Genomic DNA, 743 nt, shown 5'->3' on the forward strand with positions numbered 1-743 from the left:
CGCGGCCGGGCTTGACCTCCGTACGGTCCCAGCGGCGCGGGCCGGCCGCGATGTGGGCGAAGCCGAGGGCGACCACCAGGCCGAGGAAGAACAGGAAGGCGTGCTGCGGCAGGTCGCCCGGCTCCAGCTCGAAGCTGGGGATCAGGCCGCCCAGTACCTCGGCCATCGCGGCGTCGGCGCCGGCGAACAGCCAGCCGAAGACGGTCAGCAGCACGGCCGCGACCAGGACGGCCTTGAGGACCGGCACCGCCTTGCCCCGCCCGCCGGGGATCCGGAAGCCGCGCAGGCCGGTGCGGGCCCAGAGCAGTCCGGGGATGAGCTGCCAGACGAGGCCGGGCAGGGCGAACAGGACACCGGTCCAACGCCTGCCGCCGTGCAGGGCGAGCGAGGCCAGGCCCAGCGCGCAGGCGCCGGAGAGGATGACCGCCCAGTCGGCCTCGTGGAGCGCCGGCACGGCGAGCAGCGCGAGGGCGAGCACGCTCCAGACGACCGTCCAGGGCCGGATCGAGCGGCCCGCCGCCCGGGCGGCGAAGCCAGCGCCGACGGCCGCGACCAGGCCGCAGAGCAGCAGGTTGACGCCCAGTGCGTCGTCCAGCATCCAGCTGGTCAGCAGCCCGGCGAGCGCGGCGGCGCCGACCACCTTGGAGGTGGCGGGCGCCTTCGGGTCGGGGTCGCTGGCGCGCAGCCACTGGAACGGCTGGGCGGCGGGCGTCGGCGCCCGGTACGGGTTCACGGGCGTACCG

General features: G+C 76.3%; 1 protein-coding gene. It reads right to left on the reverse strand.

Translation table 11 applies throughout. The features are described from left to right. Positions 1 to 743: DUF4153 domain-containing protein (locus ACXJMZ_RS37360; RefSeq protein WP_457034438.1), on the reverse strand; the 743-nt coding region annotated here is incomplete at both ends.

The organism is Kitasatospora sp. P5_F3 (assembly GCF_054049135.1).